The 17316-nt window shown below is 54.7% G+C and carries 14 protein-coding genes and 2 pseudogenes; 7 read left to right on the top strand and 9 right to left on the bottom strand.

The window, feature by feature from the left end:
- Positions 1–183: 183 nt before the first annotated feature.
- On the top strand, positions 184–1809 hold the full coding sequence (locus YERSI8AC_RS18820) for a BCCT family transporter (RefSeq protein WP_009287453.1): 1626 nt from the start codon (positions 184–186) through the stop codon (positions 1807–1809).
- A gap of 278 nt (positions 1810–2087) precedes the next feature.
- Here the strand turns inward: YERSI8AC_RS18820 and YERSI8AC_RS18815 are convergent, their stop codons facing one another.
- From YERSI8AC_RS18815 to YERSI8AC_RS18805, 3 genes are read right to left on the bottom strand one after another with little or no spacing between them, the layout of a single operon-like run.
- Positions 2088–3380 carry a GGDEF domain-containing protein gene (locus tag YERSI8AC_RS18815; RefSeq protein WP_022522087.1) on the bottom strand — a complete coding sequence of 431 codons (1293 nt, stop codon included), beginning with the start codon at positions 3378–3380 and terminating at the stop codon, positions 2088–2090.
- Positions 3377–4090, bottom strand: coding sequence for a substrate-binding periplasmic protein (locus tag YERSI8AC_RS18810; protein WP_230804808.1), 714 nt, complete (start codon positions 4088–4090; stop codon positions 3377–3379). The genes YERSI8AC_RS18815 and YERSI8AC_RS18810 overlap by 4 nt, the downstream gene beginning before the upstream one ends.
- 6 nt (positions 4091–4096) lie before the next feature.
- Positions 4097–4822, bottom strand: a complete 726-nt coding sequence (locus tag YERSI8AC_RS18805; RefSeq protein WP_236557349.1) for a substrate-binding periplasmic protein — start codon at positions 4820–4822, stop codon at positions 4097–4099.
- 200 nt (positions 4823–5022) lie between these two features.
- Here YERSI8AC_RS18805 and YERSI8AC_RS18800 point away from each other — a divergent pair, with 200 nt between their 5' ends.
- From YERSI8AC_RS18800 to YERSI8AC_RS18790, 3 genes are all read left to right on the top strand, one after another.
- Positions 5023–6414 (top strand): MFS transporter, encoded by a 1392-nt coding sequence (locus YERSI8AC_RS18800; protein WP_022522090.1) that lies wholly within the window; start codon positions 5023–5025, stop codon positions 6412–6414.
- An 8-nt stretch (positions 6415–6422) separates the two neighbouring features.
- The gene (locus YERSI8AC_RS18795; RefSeq protein WP_159177302.1) at positions 6423–6950 is read left to right on the top strand and encodes a retropepsin-like aspartic protease family protein; all 528 of its coding nucleotides are present in this window, start codon (positions 6423–6425) and stop codon (positions 6948–6950) included.
- A gap of 72 nt (positions 6951–7022) precedes the next feature.
- The gene (locus YERSI8AC_RS18790; protein WP_022522092.1) at positions 7023–7202 is read left to right on the top strand and encodes a PLDc N-terminal domain-containing protein; all 180 of its coding nucleotides are present in this window, start codon (positions 7023–7025) and stop codon (positions 7200–7202) included.
- 129 nt (positions 7203–7331) lie between these two features.
- Here YERSI8AC_RS18790 and YERSI8AC_RS18785 read toward each other — a convergent pair.
- The 3 genes and pseudogenes from YERSI8AC_RS18785 to YERSI8AC_RS18775 all read right to left on the bottom strand — a co-directional run.
- Positions 7332–7425: pseudogene (locus YERSI8AC_RS18785) on the bottom strand (IS3 family transposase); the annotation flags it as partial.
- Between the two features lie 23 nt (positions 7426–7448).
- Positions 7449–7601: pseudogene (locus tag YERSI8AC_RS18780) on the bottom strand (transposase); the annotation flags it as partial.
- Positions 7602–7708: 107 nt separating this feature from the next.
- Positions 7709–7849, bottom strand: a complete 141-nt coding sequence (locus YERSI8AC_RS18775) for a hypothetical protein (protein WP_162836279.1) — start codon at positions 7847–7849, stop codon at positions 7709–7711.
- Between the two features lie 230 nt (positions 7850–8079).
- Between YERSI8AC_RS18775 and YERSI8AC_RS18770 the strand changes: the two genes are divergently transcribed.
- Together YERSI8AC_RS18770 and YERSI8AC_RS18765 are read left to right on the top strand one after the other, a co-directional pair.
- The gene (locus tag YERSI8AC_RS18770) at positions 8080–8838 is read left to right on the top strand and encodes a response regulator (protein ID WP_007113866.1); all 759 of its coding nucleotides are present in this window, start codon (positions 8080–8082) and stop codon (positions 8836–8838) included.
- Positions 8839–8858: 20 nt separating this feature from the next.
- On the top strand, positions 8859–10454 hold the full coding sequence (locus tag YERSI8AC_RS18765) for an ATP-binding protein (RefSeq protein ID WP_159177301.1): 1596 nt from the start codon (positions 8859–8861) through the stop codon (positions 10452–10454).
- Here the strand turns inward: YERSI8AC_RS18765 and YERSI8AC_RS18760 are convergent.
- On the bottom strand, positions 10417–11355 hold the full coding sequence (locus tag YERSI8AC_RS18760; protein ID WP_159177300.1) for a LysR family transcriptional regulator: 939 nt from the start codon (positions 11353–11355) through the stop codon (positions 10417–10419). The genes YERSI8AC_RS18765 and YERSI8AC_RS18760 overlap by 38 nt on opposite strands.
- Positions 11356–11470: 115 nt before the next feature.
- On the opposite strand from YERSI8AC_RS18760, the gene metE reads away from it, so the two are divergent.
- On the top strand, positions 11471–13768 hold the full coding sequence (metE, locus tag YERSI8AC_RS18755) for a 5-methyltetrahydropteroyltriglutamate--homocysteine S-methyltransferase (RefSeq protein WP_159177299.1): 2298 nt from the start codon (positions 11471–11473) through the stop codon (positions 13766–13768).
- A gap of 64 nt (positions 13769–13832) precedes the next feature.
- Here metE and ppk1 read toward each other — a convergent pair whose 3' ends face one another.
- Together ppk1 and hemB are read right to left on the bottom strand one after the other, a co-directional pair.
- Complete coding sequence (gene ppk1, locus YERSI8AC_RS18750) at positions 13833–16022, bottom strand: polyphosphate kinase 1 (protein WP_027958639.1); 2190 nt, start codon at positions 16020–16022, stop codon at positions 13833–13835.
- Positions 16023–16129: 107 nt separating this feature from the next.
- Positions 16130–17140 (bottom strand): porphobilinogen synthase, encoded by a 1011-nt coding sequence (hemB, locus tag YERSI8AC_RS18745; RefSeq protein WP_022522097.1) that lies wholly within the window; start codon positions 17138–17140, stop codon positions 16130–16132.
- Between the last annotated feature and the right edge of the window lie 176 nt (positions 17141–17316).

The following is a 17316-nucleotide window of genomic DNA, read 5'->3' as shown; positions in this document are numbered from 1 at the left end:
AGCCTCCATCGGTTATTCGCACCCATTGGAACACAGTAGCTCTAGCAAGTTCACTGCTTGGCCACAGTGCGATTAGATTTTTCAACTGTTACCATTAAGCTGTACAAGGCAAGTTTAGTTGTACAAGCATGCGCTTAATACGCAGTGCTTACCTAAACAGAGCTCATTTAACAGGACGGTTATATGGCTAATCATGGAGGCAAGTCGGTATTCATCGCATCGGTGGTGATTATTTTTGGCTTGGTAGTTGTTGGGGCGTCATTTCCTGAAGGATTTGCAAACGTTGCAGAGGGCGCACTGACTACTGTTACCGGGCTATTCGGGTGGTTTTATCTATTTTCGGTTTTTGGTTTTGTCATTTTTCTGTTTGGCCTGGCGCTAAGCAAGTATGGCAAGGTGCGCTTAGGCCCCCAGGACAGTCGACCCAACTATACATTCTTTTCGTGGATCAGCATGCTGCTGGCCGCAGGCTTTGGTGTCGGACTGGTCTTCTATGGCATGGCGGAACCCATGTTTCACTTCATTGAGCCGCCCTATGGCGACAGAACCGCCGAAACCGAAGCGGCCGCCCGCTACGCTATTCAATACAGCTACTTTAACTGGGGGATACACCAGTGGGCAGCTTTCTCGATTGTCGGTTTGATCATTGCCTATTTTCAGTTCCGCAAAGGGCAGGCAGGACTGGTGTCGTCCGTACTGTCATCGATAACGGCTAAGAATCCTAAAATTCGTCCCTACGCTTCCTGGCTGGATGTATTTGCCGTGGTCGCCACCGTAATGGGGGTGGCTACCTCGTTAGGGTTAGGTGTGCTGCAGATGAATGGCGGTTTAAACGCTGTGTTTGGCCTGCCGGAGAACGGTTTCTGGCAGTTTGTGATTCTTTTCGTGATGTTCTGCGCCTATATGGCTTCCACCTGGTCGGGTTTGGATAAAGGCATTAAACGCCTCTCTAACCTTAATATGATTTTATGCATCGGGTTGATGCTGTATGTGCTGTTCACTGGCCCAACCGTGGCGATATTAGAGACCATCACGGTGGGGATTGGTGACTATCTGCAGAACTTTATCGGCATGAGCCTGCGCATTTCTCCCTATGGTGATAATGAGTGGGCAAGCAACTGGACGATTTTCTACTGGGCCTGGGTGATTGCCTGGTCGCCGTTTGTAGGTACCTTTATTGCCCGGGTATCACGGGGGCGTACCATCAAAGAGTATGTGTTTGGGGTGCTGTTCGTACCGCCGCTGCTGGCCTGTTTATGGATTGGCGTATTCGGTGGCGCGGCGCTGCACATGGAGTTGAACGGTACCGATATCGGTCTTGCTGCCGCAACCCAGGATAATATAACCGTCGCACTGTTCGAGATGTTTGAGTTGATGCCCTTTACCGGCGTGCTGTCGGTCGTTGCGATGCTGCTGATCTTTATTTTCCTGGTCACCTCCGCTGACTCGGCCTCGTATATCGTGGCGCAAATGACCGATAATGGTTCGATCAATCCGCCGCTCTATAAGCGCGTCATTTGGGGTGTGCTGATCGCCGCTATTTGCCTGACGTTAATTGCCTCAGGTGGCTTAACGGGGCTGCAATCGGCTTCGGTGCTGTCGGCACTGCCGTTCACCTTTATCTTGTATATGATGGTGTTCGTATTAGTTCAGGAACTACGCGCCGACCGCAAGGCGATGCTAACGCAGCTTTATCGCCGCCATGGCGAAACGCCGGTGGGTGCGGACGCCTTTGAAGCCGAGCTGTTAGGTGAAGAAGAGCGCTTGCGCCGTGCACCGAGTGTGGTCAATCGGCGCATTAATAGTTAGCATCAGTCATCAGCACTAATAAAAAGTAACCAAGCCTTTGATTGCGGGGCAAGGTAGTTGGGGAGCAGTGACACATGAAGCGAAAATGCTGATGGCGCGGCAAGGGCGCCATGGAGCGACACGACGGCAGGCTAAAGGAGTTGCTTTCGATCGCTGGCTAGATAGGGTAGTCACAGTAGCGGTGCTAACGGCGATGATCATTGGTCTGGCTGCTGTGGCCGCTCACTGGCTGCTTTAAAGTACCAGCTCTGTGCAATATGTGTGCTTAACGCCCGGCTTTATGCCGGGCGTTTGCGTGTTTCGACCCGGTTTCGACCCAGTCGTTTGGCGTGGTAAAGGTGCTGGTCGGCACGCTCAATCAGCGCTTCAGCACTAATTGATAAGCCGGGCGACATGCTGGCAACACCCATGCTAACGGTAAGCTCTGAATGGGTGCTTGAAAAAGCATGAGGAATGGCCAGTGACAGCACTGCTTCGCGCAAGCAGTTGGCAACGCCCACAGCGTCGTCATGATCCTGACCTGGCAGTACACAGACAAATTCTTCGCCGCCGTAGCGGGCGAGTAAATCCCTGGCGGGGGCAATGCACTGATTGAGCGCTTTTGCTACGGCGCGCAGGGTGTCGTCGCCCATGGCGTGCCCATAATGATCGTTAAACTCCTTAAAGTTATCGATATCGATAAAAATCACCGATAGCGGCTGCTGGGTTTGCTGCGCCAAGTGCCAGTGTTGTTGATAAAACTCATCGAAGTGGCGTCGGTTCGCCACGCCCGTCAAGCCATCCATATTAGAGAGATGATGGAGCTGGTCGCGCTGCTCCAAGCCTTGCTGAAACGCGTTTAACAAATGATCCAAACTATCCACCAGATGCCCTAACTCATCATGCTGATGTCCTCGCAACATTGGCTTGGGCCACTGGCCGGGACGATTGGGATCGGTTTGGGCAATAGCTGCGTGTACCTTGAGCAATGGGCGAGTAATAAATAGATGAAAAAAAGCGATCACCACTAGGCTTAAAATAAACGCCTCTAAAATACTCACCCCGACCACCGTGTAAATACGCGCGAGGAACTGCTGGGTTAAGTAGCCTTCTGCCAGCATCAGCTCAATCTCGCCGACGACAGCTTCCGGCATGTCGCTGCCCATGTAGTAGGCGAGGTCGGTTTGGTGGTGCAGTATATCGCCAAATAAATATTGGCTGAGCCAAGTCGAATCAGCCTGTTTTGGCCTCTCAAATTCAGCCAGAGCGCGCCCAAAATCGTCACGAATCGACACCCATGCGACCTCGTCAGCATTAAATAGCCCATAGGCGATTTGGTGGGCGAGGTCGGGGTTAAGCTGGAAAGCGGCCTCTGCTGCGGCGCCGTTAACGACCGCCAACTGTTGAGTAATGCGTTGCTCGGTTTCCTGGCGCATATTGGTAGCGTGGCTGAGAAGTTCAATACTTCCTGCTACACCACTAATCAGCATAGCAATGAGCAGGGTGAGTAGCGCTTGCTTAGTGGTCAGGCTGCCTTTTTTAGGCGCGACGCCAGTGGTCAACATAGGAAAGCGAGGGCGGGGACTTATCACTGGCTCTCCCCCTGCAGGGCATCCAGCTGGGCTTGCAGTCGCTCCAGCAGTGCTTTCGAAACGTTGAGGTGGCAGGCGAGATAAAGCGGTGCGCGATAAAAAGTAAATAAATGCGCTAGCGCGATGTCCTGTTCATGTGCCATAAATTCACCGGTTGCTTTGCCTGTCACAATCACATCTAGTAGCCCCGCCTTTAAACGCGCGATATTTTCTCGCTCCGAAGGAGCAAGTAGCACATTAATGCCGCTATCAGCGACGTAATCGCCTATGGCATCTTCCCTAAAACTGCCCACTCGCCAAGCGTTCAGCCCGGAAAGTGAATCAACATTGAGCCCACGCTCGGCTAAACTGAACGCTGCCCATTCATTGACGACCAGTGGCCCCACCCAGTGAAACAGCGCTTCACGCTCAAGGGTGCGGGTGGTGGAGTAGACGCAATGGTTCTCCCTTAAGCGTGCTTCGGTGTAAGCGCGTGCCCAAGGCAGCAGCCGAAAATTAGCCTCTATGTCAGCTTGGCGAAGCGCATCACGTAGCAGTCGCGTCGCACTACCGATTATTTGCCCTTGGTCGTCCGAATAATTGAACGGTGGATACTCTTCGGTATTGATCGTCAGCGGCATCGCATGAAGTGGCAGACTGCAGCTACCGATAACGGTGATCAGGGCAACGCCCATGCAGTATTGCCATCGGCGAGTTAGGTCGTTAGCCATCGTCAACTACCTCTCGACTCGTCCTGCTTGCACCCTGTTTAAGGCCTGCTGCATCAGCGCTACCAGACGTGGATCCGTGGCTTTGTTGATGGCAAAGTATAGCGAAGATTCGCTGAGGGTGTGTGTGGGGGTTAAAATATCTTTAGGATAACCTTCTGACTCCGCTATCCAGCCAGCCACATTCTGACTGTAAGCCCATAGGTCAACTCGCCCGCGGGTTAGCATATTGAGTGCGCTTCGGTTATCAATAGCGGATACGAGTAAGTGCTCAGGATAGCCAGCTTCCAACAGTGCCTGGGCACCGATATCTTCCCGAATGACCGCTACGGTCAGGCCGCGATCAATCGCTTGAGCCAAAGAATCAACCACAATCGGTGCGTCGCGGTGGGCTAGCAGTACGACCCGGTCTTGAGCAATCGGCCCCACCCAGTGGAAATTGACCTCTCTTGAGGGCGTACGCGTAGTGGAAAATAGCACCGTATTAGGTTGGCTGCGCGCCAGCTCATAGCCGCGAACCCAAGGGTAGTGACGGACGTCATTACGGCTTAATGGTGTTTCTGTCGCTGCAAAAATAGCCTCCAACAAATCAATCGATATCCCGGTTAATTGCTGATTATCGATATAGTTATAGGGCGGGTACTCTTCAGTAATAAAGGTTAATGCCGCCAAGGTGTCGGGCTCATCAGCCTGTCCGCTTGCGACGATTGCCAGCCAGAGGCATAGCGTGGCCATCAACCTGGTTAAGGGTTGTCGGTACACTGGCCGTAGAGATGGCTGGGCTAATCCCATCGCAGTTCTATCCGTATTACTGATCAATCAATCAAACTTAGAGCAACGCTGGTCGGCTGTCATCTCTAATCTGCCAACGCAAGCCGTGGCGCCTTGGCGGTTCTATCTGCTAGCCTTACGGCTTCCCCTGTGAGAGAAAACTAATGCTGCCTGCTAACACTGCTAAGGCGACGGATGGCTACGCATCGCGTCGAGAAATTTTCGGCTGGGCGATGTTTGATTTTGCCAACCAGGCCTACACGCTTTTGATTATTACCGTGGTATTTGGCGAGCTTTTCACCACAGTCATTGTGGGGGATCGGGGCGATAATTTCCGGTTGGCCAACTTTTTGTGGAGCCTGGCCCTGGCGATTAGTTATCTAATGGTGGTGATTACCGCGCCGTTGTGCGGAGCGGTGATGGATTACCGGGCGGAGAAAAAACGCTTTCTGCTGATTAGTTATCTCGCCACCGTGGTCACTACGGGCATGCTCTACTTCGTTGAGCCGGGCTATGTCGTTATCGGCTTGTTATTGATCGTGCTGTCTAACTACGCGTACTCCATGGGGGAGTCATTTATTGCTGCATTTTTACCTGAACTTGGGCCGCCGCAGTCGCTGGGCAAAATTTCTGGCTTTGGCTGGGCGCTCGGCTACATCGGTGGACTGTTTGCGGCAGGTTTTACCCTGGTGGTGCTAGGCGAGGCCAGCGCGGAAAACTTTGAGCGCATACGCTGGGTGGGGCCCTTTGCGGCCGGCTTTTTTCTGATTACCGCTATTCCTACGTTTTTATGGCTAAAAGAGCGTGGCACCCCTCAGCCCCGTGGCGTCTCTTATCGGCATATTGCCCTGAACCGCGTCACCACCACCCTTCACGAGCTGCGCTATTTTAAAGATCTGACGGTATTTTTGATTTCACTGCTGTTCTCGATGGCCGGCGTCTACATCATCATCGCGTTCGCCTTTATTTATGGTGCTCAAGTGATCGGCTGGGATGAAAGCGTACGTAATATCATGTTTATTATTGTCCAAGTGACCGCTGCAGCAGGGGCTCTGGGGTTTGGCTGGATACAGGATCAGCTAGGTGCCAAGCGAACGTACCAAATGACCCTGGCGCTATGGGTGTTGGCGATTATTGCTATCTGGGCAACGCCGGAGATGACGCAGTGGGTAAACGGGCAGTTTGACCTGCAGTGGCAGGCACAGTACGTATTTTTGATAGTCGGCTGCCTGGCGGGGCTTAGCCTGGGTTCCAGCCAATCTGCCAGCAGGGCTCTGGTGGGGCTATTTTCACCCTTGGAGAAATCAGCCGAGTTCTTCGGCTTCTGGGGGCTGGCGAATAAGTTGGCAGGGGTGTTGGGGATCGTCATGCTGGGGGTGTTGCAGACGCTGGTTGGTTTGCAAGCGTCTATTCTATTATGTGTTGCCCTGTTCGTTATCGCGATGCTGATTTGCGCCAGGGTCAACGAGCGCCGTGGTCGGGAGGCGGCGCTTGCCTGGGAAGCCAACAGCTATAGCAACACTAATAACGCTAACGAGGCATCCTTACCTCAGTGAGGTGGAGCATGGCAACGCACCTGGCAGGTCAAACAGCGCAACGCGGTGGTATCGTTATGATGCTGCTGTTTTGGGTGCTGTTAATGGCGGTGGGCACTTGGTGGATTCACGGTGGTCTCGAAGAGATGATGCGCCCGAACGCGAATATTGTGCATACGCTACCTGCAGGTGAGCCGGTTACCTTAAAACGTAACCGGGCAGGGCACTTTGAAGCGCCGGGACGCATCAACGGCACGCCGGTGACCTTTTTGCTCGATACTGGCGCCACCTATGTCGCCATACCGGTCGATTTGGCTAGCGAGTTAGGCCTAAAACCGGGACGCCGCGCTTGGTTCAATACCGCCAATGGTCGAGTTGAAGGTACTTTAACCGAACTCAATGAGGTTTCTCTGGGCGGTCTAAAAGTGCAGAATGTGCAGGGGTCTATCAGCCCCGGCATGGAGCGTGACACCGTTCTACTCGGCATGAGCTTTTTAAATTTATTGTCGATTGAAATACAGTCGGGTGAGATGGTGTTGAGCCTTCCCGAGCAGTGAGTTCGGCTTGTGAATGTGCCACTGATATGATTGTCTAAATTAATACGAGTGCCAACATGCTAAGGAGTTGCTATGGGCATTGAAGTAGGTGGTTTATTAGGGCTAATTTGGCTCATCATTGTGATCTGGGCCATTGTGAAAGTAGCCAAAAGCGGCGCGGGTGGTCTTGCTAAGCTGATATGGATCCTGGTGCTGCTGTTTTTCCCGTTAGTCGGCTTAATTGCATGGTTTCTGTTTGGGCCCAAAGGGTAGCCGCTGAAAAGCAAAGCTGTTGAAAAGCCCGCTTCGTGCAATTGCGTCAAAATGTGTAGTCGAAAAAAGTAGCTAAGTAAAAAAAGGCAGGCCACTTGAACTGACCCCATAAACTTGGACAGTGAAAAACTAAGCAGCCAAGGCCTGATTTCGGTACTGCACCGGACTCAGGCCTTTTAATTTGGTCTTAATCCGCTCGTGATTGTAGTAATGGATATAGTGCNAGTGGGTGAACTTTTTCTGCAAGCCACTTAGACCATGCTGTTCAAAGTGTTTAACCCAACGCCTGACGGTTGTAGGGCCAAGACCGTACTGTCTGGCCAGACTCTTGTAACCCTGCTGTCCTTCTGCGTAGCGTTGCACTACTAGTAACTTGAACGCTTCATTATGTTTCGTCATGAAAAACACCCCAATCGTTGGATGAGCGTCCAACTTTTGGGGTGCAGTTCACACTGGTGGTCTGCCTTTTTAAGTATGCTTTAGCAATAGATATACTTAACCAAACATTACTCAATGGTGTCGTTTTCTTCCCCTGGCGGCGCCTTGTAATGCCCTGGGATTTTTAACTTCTCCCCATTGGGCAGGTCGCGCACTTGGGCTGGAACGTAAACACGCTTAATGACACTTTTCGTTTTGCTACTTCCCATGGCAGGTTCCTCCTGTCAAATTGTCGACAGTTCGCGCCTTAACAGTAGCTGCCGCAGGTGCGAGAATCAAGTATCGGGCCTTGTCTACCGATCAATGCGCATGATTGTAACGACAGAAGCGGGTGTTTTGATAGTTTTGAGTTATCCTGAGTGCCAATCATAGGGCGCCTGCGTTGGTATTGGGTGAGCGGGTGAAAAAATAAACAGCCTAAGCGGAGTGCATAAAGAGGATGGTAGATCATTTGGAACAGCAATTTCAGGCGCTTGAGTCGCAAGAGTCTGTAATGCCTGACTATCCTGATCAAGATCATGTCCTGATCATTGAGGATGACCAGCGTTTAGCCGAGCTGACCCGTGATTACTTGGAAGCGAACGGCTTCCAAGTAACGCTGGAAGCTGACGGTGCGAAAGGGGTCGACCGTATTTTAACCCTACAGCCCGATCTGGTGATTTTAGACTTAATGCTGCCGGGGGAGGACGGCCTGGCGATTTGTCGTCGTGTTAGACCCAATTTTGCTGGCCCGATCATGATGCTGACCGCTCGCACCGATGATCTTGATCAGGTCTTGGGGCTCGAAATGGGCGCCGACGACTACGTGCCGAAGCCGGTTCAACCGCGGGTGCTATTGGCGCGTATGCGCGCGCTGCTGCGCCGTGCCGACGGGCCGGCACCAGACGGCGAAATGCGGCTGCGTTTTGAAAACCTGGAGATCGATAACGCCACTCGTGAAGCCTGGCTTTCAGGCGAGCGAATTGACTTAACCAGCGCTGAGTTTGACCTACTTTGGTTGCTGGGCCGTAACGCTGGCCGAGTACTCACCCGCGAAGAGATATTCAGCGACTTACGGGGCATTAAGTACGACGGCCAAGACCGCTCGATTGATGTACGCGTATCGCGCATTCGACCCAAAATTGGCGATGATCCGAATCAGCCTCACCGGATCAAAACCGTGCGCAGCAAAGGTTATCTTTTCGTCAAAGACAGTTGATCATTCAGAGGGATGGCATCATGCGGCGGGTGCTCAGTAACGGCTCGTTTTTACGCTTCTATTTGCTGTTGGGCATCGCGCTATTAGTGGTTTTTGTGATCGCCTTAGCGGGGCGCTCCTTTATCGAACAGGTGCGCCGTGAAGACTATCGTGAGCAGCTCGCCGCGCTGCCTATGTCGTTGATGACGCAACAGCTCGCCGACGCACCGGTTGAACAGCGAAATGCTCTGCTTGAGCGTTTTTCGGAACAGCTCGATTTACAGCTGACCCTGCAGCCTATCAGCGATGCGGATTTGGGATTTTTCGAACGGTCACGCCTGGAGCAGGGCAAAATACTGGTCGCTGAAAGCCCCTGGCTACTGCAACAGCGTTTGCCCGGCTACACTTGGCTGCTGCAAGCACGACTCGATGACTGGAGTGAGCACCAGTGGCATGGCAGCATTGAGTTGCTTGGTGGGTGGCTCGCGGCAGCGTCCGCGGCAGAGCGTGATGGCCGCATTGCCCAATTGCGTCCAGGGAGTTGGCCGTTGCAGCTTTTGCCTTCGTTGCCTGCGGGACTAACGGCGGCGCAGCAGGCTCAACTGGCCAGGGGCAACGTCATCACCCAACTCGTTTCTGATAAGCTTTCAATTACACTGCTCTATCAGTTGCCAGGCGAGTCACAATGGCTGCAAGCGGGGCCTATTTCCCGCGGCGACACCTTACCGTTGAATTTGCACTTACCCCTTTTGATGGGGCTGATGATCGTTCTCAGCCTGATTATTTATTTGATTATGCGCAGTATCGAAGCCCGCATGGCGCGGCTGGAGCTGGCTGCCACGCGGATTGCCAGTGGCCGCCTGGAAACCCGGGTAAAGGTAGAGAGCGGCGACTTTTTAGGCCGCTTGGGGATGGCTTTTAATGGCATGGCCAATCAGGTGCAGAGCCTGCTGCGCGGTCAACAGGAGATGATTCGGGCGGTTTCCCACGAGCTGCGCACCCCGGTCGCGCGTATTCGCTTTGCCGTGCAGATGGTCGAGGATATGACCGATCAACCCGCCATTCGCCGCCAGCTTCAGGGGATCGATGCGGACATTGCCGAGCTCGATGAGTTAGTTGATGAAATTCTCACCTATGCACGACTGGGTGGAGAAACGGTTAACGGCGCTGAGCTTGAAACGGCGCTGGTAGAGTGTCGGGCCATGGCGGAACGGGTGATTGATACGCTGTCGCCGCTGCATAGGGGCTTAGCGTTGGCGCTTGCGTCTGGTCCTGAAATCGAGCTGCTGGCGGAGCCGCGCTATCTTCAGCGTGCGGTGCAGAATTTAGTCGGCAACGCCTGCCGCCATGCCAAGTCCCAGGTGATGATTCACCTCTGGGATGAGCCCAATCTGGTGCGTATTGACGTTGAAGACGACGGCCCCGGCATTCCGCCGGAAGCGCGGGCGGATATTTTCAAGCCGTTTGCCCGTCTGGACGATAGCCGTGCTCGCAGCTCTGGTGGCTACGGGTTAGGGCTTTCGATTGTGCAGAAAATCATGGCCGGGCACGGTGGTAGCGTGACCATCGATACCAGTCCCACTTTGGGCGGCGCGCGCTTTACACTGCTGGTTCCGCGTCGCGATCCGCAGGCTTGATCCCGGATAGCACTGCAAAGGAGGTCTCCCGTGCCGTGCGTAAAAAATCCTGCATCCATGGCGCTTCGCGGGTCTCTTCGCGAATCGCCGCATACAGCGTGCTCCATACCCCATGCTCGCCTAGCTTCACCGCACAGACGTAATCGCGCTCTAAATACTCGGTTAGCGCCCAGTTGGGCAGTGCGCAGACACCGCGCCCGCTGGCCACCAGTTGCATCATCATAATCGTCAATTCGGCGGTACGAATCTCCTGAGGACGCACGTTCGCCGGTTGCAAAAACTGGGTGAAAATATCCAATCGCGACTGCTCAACGGGGTAGGTAATCAACGTTTCCTCAGCCAGTGCCTGGGGCTCTATAAACCCCCGGCCAGCAAAAGGGTGCTGGCGGGCGACGGCCAGTAGCCCTTCATAGCGAAACAGCGGGGCGTAGTGAATGCCCTCAAGGGGCTGGGGGTCAGCGGTGATCACCAGATCCAGCTGCTCGCGGGCAAGCGCGGGAAGCGGGTCGAAGTGGTGTCCACTGGGAATGTCGATTTCCACTTCCGGCCAGTGATCGCGAAAATAGTCCACTGTGGGCATTAGCCACTGAAAGCAGCTGTGGCACTCAATGGCCATATGCAAACGCCCCTGCTCGGTGCCTGCCAGGCGCGCCAAATCACGCTCCGCCTTGCGTACTTCAGGCAGTACCTGGTCGGCTAGGGCGAGCAGCCGCAGCCCCGCGCGGGTGAATTCCACCGGGCGGGTTTTACGCACAAAAAGCGCGCTGTCCACGCGGCTCTCAAGATCTTTAAGCTGGTGCGAAAGCGCCGATTGGGTCAAATGCACGCGATCGGCAGCATCGACCAGGGAGCCGGTTTCGCGCAGAGCCAGCAGTGTGCGTAGGTGTCGTAACTCAATCATGTAGTGGCTCAATCATCGTGAGTGTTTTTCATCTTTACTATTAGAAACTTTAGTTTGATTCATCAAGGCCTGGTGCCCAGACTGTGTGAATTATTTCACGTTGGTAGGGTTCATCATGACAGTTTCTCATATTCTCGGCTATCCCCGCATCGGCGCTCAGCGCGAGCTAAAAAAAGCCACTGAAGCATACTGGAGAGGCGAGTGTACGCGTAGCGAGCTGGAAAGCACCGGCCGTGCGTTGCGCTTACGTCACTGGCAGGCGCAGCAGGACGTGGGTTTGGATTTCGTTAGCGTGGGCGATTTCGCATTTTACGACCAAGTGTTGAACGTTTCAGTGGCGCTGGGAGCGGTGCCTGCCCGCTTTAACGCCAATAATGAAGTGGCAGGTGGCGATATCGATCTCGACACCACCTTTCGTATGGCCCGCGGTAGAGCCCCCAGCGGTGAGCCCGCCGCAGCCTGTGAAATGACCAAATACTTCGATACCAACTACCACTACCTCGTCCCCGAACTGCACGAAGGGCAAACCTTTACTCTGGCATCCAACCGGCTGTTTGACGAAGTGGATGAAGCGTTACGTGCGGGTTTTACCCCGAAAGTAACGCTGACGGGGCCGCTGACTTGGCTATGGCTTGGCAAAACCAAGGGCGGTGATTTTGACCGCCTGACGCTGCTCGACAGCGCACTCGACGTGTATAGCGAAATATTAGCGCGGCTTGCCACCCAAGGCATTGAGTGGGTGCAACTGGATGAGCCTGCGCTGGTGCAGGATCTGCCGCTGGCATGGCAGCAGGCCTATGAGCGTGCCTATCATCGCCTTCAGTCTGCGCCGCTAAAACTATTGCTAGCCACTTACTTCGGCGGCTTGGGCGATAACCTATCATTGGCGACCCGTTTGCCCGTGGCAGGGTTGCACATTGATGCCGTGCGCGCCCCCCAGCAAGTCGAGGGTGTGATTGACCGCCTTGGCCCCCATCAGGTGCTATCGGTGGGGTTTGTCGATGGTCGCAATATCTGGCGGGCCGATTTGGCTGCCTTGCGAGAACGCCTGCTGCCGTTGAAAGTGCGCCTGGGGCAGCGGCTTTGGTTGGCACCCAGCTGCTCGCTGCTGCATGTGCCGGTGGATTTGGCCCAGGAGACGGAGCTTGGTGATGAGCTGATCAGCTGGCTGGCTTTCGCGCGGCAGAAACTTGACGAGGTGGTCACCTTGGCGCGCTTGATCGATAACCGCGCCACGCCTGCCGATGAGCAGCGACTGGATCAGGCCACACGGGCGCTGGATGCCCGGCGTGAATCAACGCGTATCCACCAAGCTGAGGTCAGTGAGCGTTTGGCGGCGGTTAGCCCCGTCGATAGCCAGCGCCGGGCGCTTTATGGAGTGCGTTCTGAGGCTCAGCGTCGCGCGCTTAAGCTGCCGCTATTCCCCACCACGACGATTGGTTCTTTCCCGCAAACCGATGCGATTCGTGCCGCCCGGCGCGCTTTTAAGGCTGGTGAGCTGGCGTTGGCCGACTACGAAGCCCGTATGCAGGTTGAAATTGCCTACGCCGTTGAACGCCAGCAGGCGCTGGGGATCGATGTGCCAGTGCATGGCGAAGCCGAACGTAACGATATGGTGGAGTACTTCGGCGAGCAGTTGGAAGGCTTTGCGTTTACCCGTTTTGGCTGGGTACAAAGTTACGGTTCACGCTGCGTGAAGCCGCCGGTGATCTTCGGTGACGTATCGCGCCCCGCCCCGATGACGGTGCGCTGGAGCGAATACGCCCAAACCCTGACCGATAAGCCCATGAAGGGCATGTTGACAGGGCCGGTGACGATTTTACAGTGGTCGTTTGTGCGTGATGACCAGCCGCGGGAAACCACCTGCCGCCAGATTGCTTTGGCACTGCGCGATGAGGTGTTGGATCTGGAAAAAGCCGGGATCAAAATTATTCAAATCGATGAGCCAGCGCTACGCGAAGGGTTACCGCTGCGCCAAGATGAGTGGCAATCATACCTTGATTGGGCGGTAGAGAGCTTCCAGCTAAGCGCTGCAGGTGTGGCCAACACCACCCAGATTCATACCCATATGTGCTACTCGGAATTCAACGACATCATTGGCGCGATTGCAGCACTTGATGCCGATGTCATCACCATTGAAACGTCGCGTTCGGATATGCATCTGCTGGATGCCTTCCAGGACTTCGCTTATCCCAATGAAATCGGCCCAGGGGTTTACGATATCCACACCCCCAATATTCCCGAGGTGAGCTGGATGGTCGATTTGATGGAGAAAGCCCTGGAAAAAATCCCCGCCGAACGGCTGTGGGTAAACCCGGACTGCGGCTTAAAAACCCGTGGTTGGGCGGAAGTAGAGCCAGCGCTGGCCAATATGGTGGAAGCAGCTAAGGTGTTACGCCAACGCTATGCGTAAACGGGCAGAGGGCAGAATCCCTCCCGCTGCCCTAAGCAGCGGGGGAGTGCTGACTTTTCGATGCCTAGCTTTTTGATGCATAGGCGTAGAGCAGGGTTTCCTGGGCACTAATGGCATCGCTGTCGCCCGGATTCTGGAGTAGGTAGCTGCCGTCGGTCTGGAGCAGCCAGCTCTGGCAGTTATCCACCAGGTAGGTCTCCAGATCTTTGCGTACCCGGGTGGCGAGCTTCTTATCCAGCAGCGGGAAGCAAGTCTCTACACGGTGGAACATATTGCGCGCCATAAAGTCCGCGCTTGAGCACCAGGTCTCCGACTTGCCGTCATTGTGGAAGTGGAATACCCGGGTATGCTCCAGCAGACGGCCAATAATCGAGCGCACGCGAATGTTGTCGGAAACGCCCGGTACTCCTGGCTTCAAACAGCACATACCGCGAATAATCAAATCGCACTCTACCCCCGCCTGTGAGGCCCGGTAGAGCGCTTTGATAAGCTTGGGCTCGGTTAACGAGTTGCACTTAATAATGATGTGCCCGCGCTTACCCTTACGCGCTATCTGCGCTTCCCGATCGATCATTGCCACCAACCGTTCATGCAGCGTAAATGGCGCGTGCAACAGCGTGTCGATTTTGCGTGCGCGGCCCATTCCAGACAACTGTTGGAACACTTTATGAACATCGGCACACAACGCTTTGTTGGCAGTCAGCAGGCTGTAGTCGGTATATAGCTTGGCGGTTTTAGAGTGATAGTTACCGGTGCCCAGGTGCGCGTAGTAGCAAAGTTCACCTTTTTCGCGACGAACGATGTGCAGCATTTTGGCGTGGGTTTTGTACGCCATAATGCCGTAGACAACGATTGCCCCCGCTTCTTGCAAGCGTGAAGCCAGCTGTAGGTTGTCGGCCTCATCAAAGCGCGCGCGCAGTTCAATGACCACAGTGACTTCTTTGCCTTGGCTGGCCGCTTCCACCAGTGCGTTAACAATGGCCGAGTCTGCGCCGGTACGGTAAAGGGTCTGCTTCACTGCCAGTACATTTGGATCCCGGGCGGCTTCGCGCAGCAGGTCTTCAATCGGCGTAAACGACTGGAAAGGGTGATGGAGTAGAATGTCGTTCTTGGCGATGGCTTCAAACAGGCTACCCGCTTTGAGCGCTTTGGGAATGCTGGGGGTAAACGGCCGATAGAGTAGTTCGGGGCGATCCACGTCCCCCAGTACCGACATCATACGGGTTAAATTAACCGGCCCTTTGACGCGATATAAGTCGTCACTTTCCAGTTCAAACTGGCGCAGTAAAAAGTTGGTCAAGTCATCAGGGCAACTGTCGGCAACTTCCAGGCGCACACCGCTGCCGTAGCGGCGTGCCAGCAGCTCACCGCGCAGCGCAGAGGCGAGATCCGAAACCTCCTCTGGGTCAACGCTCATATCCGCGTTGCGGGTCAGCCGGAATTGATAGCAGCCGCGTACGCTCATGCCAGGAAACAGCTCCTCGGCATGGGCATGAATCATCGAAGAGAGGAAAACATATTCCGAGAATCCCTCCTCGCAGAGCTCCTTGGGCAGTGCCATCAGACGCGGTAGCGAGCGCGGCGCGGGAAGAATCGCCATCCCCCCGGCGCGACCAAACGCATCTTTGCCTTCCAGCTCAACGATAAAGTTGAGGCTTTTATTCACTAACCGCGGGAAGGGGTGCGAGGGATCGAGCCCAATTGGGCTAATGACCGGCATAATTTCATTATCGAAAAACGCCTTAACCCAGGCTTTCTGCTCATCAGTCCACTGATCGCGGCGACGAAAACGCAGCCCATGGGTTTCCAGCGCGGGTAACAAAGTGTCGTTGAGTATCTGATACTGGCGATCAATTTGCGCGTGGGCAAGCTGCGAGATCTCCGCCAACACCGCTTTGGGCAGGCGGCCATCGGCGGCGGTGGTGTCGTCGCCCAGGGCAATTTGATGCTTCAAACCCGCCACTCGAATCTCGAAAAACTCATCCATGTTGGAGGAGAAGATCAGCAGGAACATTAGCCGATTGAGCAGTGGGTGGGCGTCATCTAAAGCCTGCTCCAAGACGCGGATATTGAACTGTAGATGCGACAGCTCGCGGTTGAAGTAGAGCTGGGTATCGTCGAGGTCGGTTTCAGGCTGTGCTTCACGTGCCTGGACGCCGGTCGGGGTACGGTTAATCCGTAGCGGCGTATCGCCGTCGCTGCTGGTGTGATCGGTAGACGACAGTGGTAAGGAATCTGAAGCTTGCTCGTCCATAGTGGATCTCCCCGCGTTGATAGCTCGAAGGTATCATAGCCTGATACTTGTATATCAGTGCAGTATGCGGGGAGAAGATGACAAAAAGGTGTCACCAGGTTGTCATCTTAGCGTTGCTGAAGTAACCGCGCTGCATCTAGGGCGAAGTAGGTCAGAATGCCATCTGCGCCTGCCCGTTTGAAACACATCAACGACTCCAGTATTACCGGCTCCGCTTCTAACCAGCCGTTGTCGAAGGCCGCGCGGTGCATGGCGTACTCGCCGCTGACTTGGTAGGCGAAGGTGGGTACCTGTAGTTCGCTTTTTACCCGCCGCACGATATCTAGGTAGGGCATGCCGGGCTTGACCATCACCATGTCGGCGCCCTCGGCGATATCCATGGCCACTTCGTGGAGCGCTTCATCGCTGTTAGCGGGATCCATTTGATAGGTGCGCTTGTCCGCTTTGCCCAAGTTAGCAGCCGAACCGACCGCATCGCGAAAAGGCCCGTAGTAGTGCGAGGCGTACTTGGCGCTGTAGGCCATAATACGCACATTATGTAAATGTTCCTGCTCCAACACCTGGCGAATCGCACCAATCCGGCCATCCATCATATCGGAAGGGGCGACCACATCGGCCCCCGCTTCGGCATGGGAGAGCGCCTGCTTGAGCAGGGTATCCACTGTGCGGTCATTCTGGACATAGCCGTGTTCGTCAAGAATGCCGTCTTGACCGTGGCTGGTATAAGGATCCAGCGCCACGTCCGTGATAATGCCTAATTCGGGTAGCGCTTCTTTAAGGGCACGCACGCTGCGCTGAACTAAACCGCTAGCGCTATAGGCCTCTTCAGCAAACTCACTCTTGTGCTCGGAGCCAACCACAGGAAAGAGTGCCAGTGCTGGAATGCCCAGTTCATACGCTTCGCGAGCTTGCTCGATCAGCAGATCAATAGACAGCCGTTCAACGCCGGGCATGGAGGCGACGGCTTCGCGCTGATTGATACCTTCCAACACAAAAACGGGCAGAATCAGGTCGGATGGACTCAGGCTGTTTTCCTGCATCAATCGGCGTGAGAAATCGTCGCGGCGCATACGGCGCATGCGCGTGGCGGGAAAGTGGCGGGCAGTGGGTGTACTCAAGAGGGCTCTCCATTAGAGGTCGTAAAAATCAGTGATCGTGAACATTAAGGATCGCAAATCAACATGCCCGAAGGCCTGGAATCAGTATATCAGCCATGCCCTGCGGCGAAAGCCGTCTTGTGGCGACACGGCAGACTGACTAAAGTGAGCGACAGCTTTGCTGTATTGCGTTCGGC

This window comes from Halomonas sp. 113 (genome assembly GCF_904067645.1).
Classification (GTDB): domain Bacteria; phylum Pseudomonadota; class Gammaproteobacteria; order Pseudomonadales; family Halomonadaceae; genus Vreelandella; species Vreelandella titanicae.
The sequence above is the reverse complement of the archived record's forward strand: the minus strand, read 5'-3'. Positions and strand labels throughout refer to the sequence as shown.

Bases quoted from the DNA above. Each gene is read 5' to 3' on its own strand.
- YERSI8AC_RS18820 (WP_009287453.1), top strand. From the start codon at position 184: ATGGCTAATCATGGAGGCAAGTCGGTATTCATCGCATCGGTGGTGATT.
- YERSI8AC_RS18810 (WP_230804808.1), bottom strand. From the start codon at position 4,090: ATGGCTAACGACCTAACTCGCCGATGGCAATACTGCATGGGCGTTGCC.
- YERSI8AC_RS18805 (WP_236557349.1), bottom strand. From the start codon at position 4,822: ATGGCCACGCTATGCCTCTGGCTGGCAATCGTCGCAAGCGGACAGGCT.
- YERSI8AC_RS18800 (WP_022522090.1), top strand. From the start codon at position 5,023: ATGCTGCCTGCTAACACTGCTAAGGCGACGGATGGCTACGCATCGCGT.
- YERSI8AC_RS18795 (WP_159177302.1), top strand. From the start codon at position 6,423: ATGGCAACGCACCTGGCAGGTCAAACAGCGCAACGCGGTGGTATCGTT.
- YERSI8AC_RS18790 (WP_022522092.1), top strand. From the start codon at position 7,023: ATGGGCATTGAAGTAGGTGGTTTATTAGGGCTAATTTGGCTCATCATT.
- YERSI8AC_RS18775 (WP_162836279.1), bottom strand. From the start codon at position 7,849: ATGGGAAGTAGCAAAACGAAAAGTGTCATTAAGCGTGTTTACGTTCCA.
- YERSI8AC_RS18770 (WP_007113866.1), top strand. From the start codon at position 8,080: ATGGTAGATCATTTGGAACAGCAATTTCAGGCGCTTGAGTCGCAAGAG.
- YERSI8AC_RS18765 (WP_159177301.1), top strand. From the start codon at position 8,859: ATGCGGCGGGTGCTCAGTAACGGCTCGTTTTTACGCTTCTATTTGCTG.
- YERSI8AC_RS18760 (WP_159177300.1), bottom strand. From the start codon at position 11,355: ATGATTGAGTTACGACACCTACGCACACTGCTGGCTCTGCGCGAAACC.
- metE (WP_159177299.1), top strand. From the start codon at position 11,471: ATGACAGTTTCTCATATTCTCGGCTATCCCCGCATCGGCGCTCAGCGC.
- ppk1 (WP_027958639.1), bottom strand. From the start codon at position 16,022: ATGGACGAGCAAGCTTCAGATTCCTTACCACTGTCGTCTACCGATCAC.